General features: G+C 30.8%; 1 protein-coding gene and 1 pseudogene. Both read right to left on the bottom strand.

Annotation, left to right across the window (positions count from 1 at the left end; genetic code table 11):
* Window positions 1-671, bottom strand: a pseudogene (locus AACZ53_RS14095) (amidohydrolase); the annotation flags it as partial.
* A 74-nt stretch (window positions 672-745) separates the two neighbouring features.
* A complete protein-coding gene (locus AACZ53_RS14090; RefSeq protein ID WP_339839769.1) occupies window positions 746-3,745 on the bottom strand; it encodes an amidohydrolase family protein in 3,000 nt (999 codons plus the stop codon).
* Between the last annotated feature and the right edge of the window lie 176 nt (window positions 3,746-3,921).

Raw genomic sequence — 3,921 nt, 5'->3', positions numbered from 1 at the left:
TTTACAGTTACAATTGAAGTTGCATAAGCTTTTGAATTATTGAAAAAATCTTGAATTTCAGTAGTTTGGTCGTCGTATTTTTTATTAGGTTGAATTCCTCCTGGTTCTGCCCACCAACCTGAACGAGAATAACTTCTTGGCCAGTTTAAGTGAATTCCATCATTTTCTTTTATGACAGCATCTTCCCAATTCCAAGCATCTAATTGAACGATTGATGAAGTGCCTGAAATTCTTCCACCTCTTGGTGTTATTTGTGCTAATAAAACTCCGTTTGGTCGAGCTACTTCTACTAAGCCAGATTCTGCATTGTAAGCAATTATACTTCTAATATGTGGGTTCATTTCACCCATTTCACTTTCATCATCAGAAGCTTTTACGGCATCAATTTCGACTAAACCTAGAGTTGAGTTTGGAGCAATAAATCCTGGATAAATTTCTTTACCTGAAGCATTTATTACAATGTCATGTTTTGCTGGTTTCATTAGAGTTCCATCCCCAATTATAGCAATTTTTCCATCTTTTATAGAAATAAGACTGTTTTCAATTACAGTTCCATTTCCAATATGAGCTTTACCACCTAAAATCAGAATGCTTTTGGTTTGTTTCGAAGCTGGTGTTTGTTGTCCAAAAGCTATTGTTGAAACCAGTAATATGTATATGTATTTTTTCATTGTATATTGTATTTTAAAACCGTTGGCTATATCTGAACGGCAATTGATATTGTTATTGCAATTGAACTTGAGTTTTAAAATTCCTCAACAGTATCACAATGGTAGTGTTTGATTTCTTTTTTCTTTGGAGCTTGGGTTTTTAAACCTTTGTTTTTTGCTTCAAGTAAATTATTTATCAAATCACTACGTTGTTTTTGAATTGTTGCTAAAGTTGTAGTTTCTTTTTCTAAATCATAGAAAATGGTTCCGTCAACTATAGTTTTTTCAGCTTTAGCGTAAATAGATAATGGATTGTCTGACCAAAGAACTACATCAGCATCTTTGCCAACTTTAATACTTCCAACTTTGTCATCAACTTGCAATAGTTTTGCTGGATTTAATGTTACGAAATTCCAAGCAACTTCTTCAGAAACGTTTCCGTATTTCACAGCTTTTGAAGCTTCTTGATTTAAACGTCTTGACATTTCTGCATCATCAGAATTAATAGAAACCATAACCCCTTGACTTTGCATTAAAGCTGCATTATATGGAATAGCATCATTAACTTCATATTTATATGCCCACCAATCTGCAAATGTTGATCCACCAACACCATGTTCAGCCATTTTATCGGCTAATTTGTATCCTTCTAAAATATGTGTAAAGGTTTGAATCTTAAAATTATATCTTTCGGCCAATTTCATTAACATATTAATTTCTGATTGTACATAAGAATGACATGTAATGAAACGTTTTTTATTAATGATTTCTACTAAAACTTCCATTTCTATATCAAAACGAGGCATTACTTTGTTTTTTGTTTTACCTGAATTATAGCTTTTCCATTCTTTTTCATATTCTAAAGCACGTGTGAAATAATCTTCATAAACTTGTTCGACTCCCATTCTTGATTGAGGAAAACGACTGCTTCCCCAATTGGATTGTTTCACGTTTTCACCTAAAGCAAATTTGATGTATTTTGGAGCATCTTTTACAACCATTTCATCTGGAGAATAACCCCATTTTAATTTTACGAATGCTGCACGACCACCAATTGGATTTGCAGAACCGTGTAATAAATTAGATGAAGTAACTCCTCCAGCTAAGTTTCTATAAATATTGATATCATCAGAATTTACTACATCTTCAATAGTTACTTCGGCAGAAGAATTTTGTCCACCTTCATTAACTCCATTTGAAATAGCGATATGTGAATGTTCATCAATTATTCCAGCTGTTAAGTGTTTGCCAGTTGCGTCAATTTCTTTGGCGTTTTTGGCAGAAATATTTTTACCGATTTTGACAATTTTACCGTTTTCGATTAAAACATCTGTTTCTTTTAGAATTCCATCTTTTTCACCTGTCCAAACGGTTGCATTTTTGAAAAGTAGTGTTTCTTGTTTGGGTTTATTTTCATTTCCATAAGCTAAATTTGGAAAAGTAACAGGAACCATTGTTGGTACTTTAGGTTCATCCTCTTTTTTGTCTTCCTTCTTTTTATCTTCAGGGTTTTCAACAACTTCTTTTTTAGTGGCTTTCCAAGTTGTTTCTTGACCGTTTTCTAAAACTGCTTTTCCTTCTAAATAATTGAAAGTTTTTGTTCCGGTTAATCTATAATAGGCAGATTTAATAGAATCATTTGTTTTAATAACTAAATTTACCCAAGGTTCGCTGTAATTTAATTTAGTTCCATAATCAATACTATCTTTTGAAGTTTTAGCTTCTAATTTTTCAAGTTCACCTGAAATTTTTAAGTCAAATGATTTATTATCGAAAACCAAATAATATTCACCACGGATATCTTCAACATTCATTTTATCTAGAATGTTTCTATTTCCTTGCACCCAATTTTCGTGAATTTTACTGTCTTTTTCGAAAATATCTCCAGAAACAATAATAAAGTTGGCTAAAGCCCCTTTTTTCAATGTACCTAAATTATTAGATTGGTTCATTAATTTTGCTGGAGTTTCAGTTAGTGCTGCAATTGCTTTGTCTTTTGGTAAACCATATAATATAGCTTTTCTTAAATTTTCTAAGAAATCTTTAGCTTCTTTATTATCGTAAGTTGTTAAAACAAATGGAACGTTATTTTCTGCTAAAATTTTCAAATTAAAAGGAGCTTGATTCCAAAATTTCATATCACTTAAACTCACTTGTTGTGCTAAATATGGGTCAGAAACATCATAAGCATCAGGAAAATCTAAAGGGATAATATAGGTAGCACCTGTGTTTTTGATTTCGTTTATTTTTTCAAATTCATTACCATCACCTTTTATTAAGTAATTTACTCCGAATTCGTTAGCAATTTTACTTGCTCTTAAGCTATTTAATTTATCACCAGCGTTGAAAATTTGAAGTAGATTTTTGTTTGCATTAAAACTTTCAAGCGCTAGATCTTTTGTTTTTGAAGTTCCTCGAGCATACCATTTTCCATCGTGATATACTTGGCGAATTAAAGCCATGCTTCCCATTAAAGAAGAAGGATAGGATTGTCTAGAAAATTTACTCCTACTAAAAGTAAAATGTTGAGAGATTTTATTGTTTAGGATACGAGTTGCATTATTACCATCATCATTTAAGGTCCAAAGCAAACCTGTTCCAGCAATAACTCCATCGTTAAAATGACTTAAAACTGTACCAAAACCAATAGCACGTAATTTTTCAGCACTTTTGTTTTCATAGTTTAAGTTTTCAAAGGCATTATAATCTGGTTTTATATGGTCATTCCAATAATAACCTTCACGAGAAGAATCATATTGAGCAGATGAACCTCTTTCTGGTTTATCTGAAGGTTTTTGAATTCCGAATTCACTAAAAACATCAATAAATGAAGCGTAAATAGTTTTTCCAGTTCCATCTATAAGTGTTGCATTTTTTGGAATTGAAACTTGTGTTCCAACTTCTAAAATTTTACCATCTTTAAAAAGTAGTGTTGCTTTTTCTAATTTTTGAGTTGATGAAACATATATTGTAGCATTAGTTATAGCCACATGGTTTTTGAAAGATTGCTTTACACCGTCATTTTTGGGAAAATAATCTTGAGCATGAACTGCTATTGTGAAACAAAACAGAAATAAAAATTTAATTAATCGCATTTAATCGTATATTATAATTAAGCTATAAATATAGTTAAATATGTATGTATAAAAAATTTTTGTGAATTACTCTTTACAAAATTCCTCTAGCTTTAATTTCTAAATATTTATTTATCCAAAAGTTACAATAATTTCGTTATTTAAATTTTCAACAAATTTTAAATTGCTTAATCTGT

It is taken from the genome of uncultured Flavobacterium sp. (genome assembly GCF_963975005.1).
GTDB lineage: Bacteria > Bacteroidota > Bacteroidia > Flavobacteriales > Flavobacteriaceae > Flavobacterium.
Note: the sequence above shows the minus strand (reverse complement) of the source record. Positions and strands in the feature narration are given on the sequence as shown.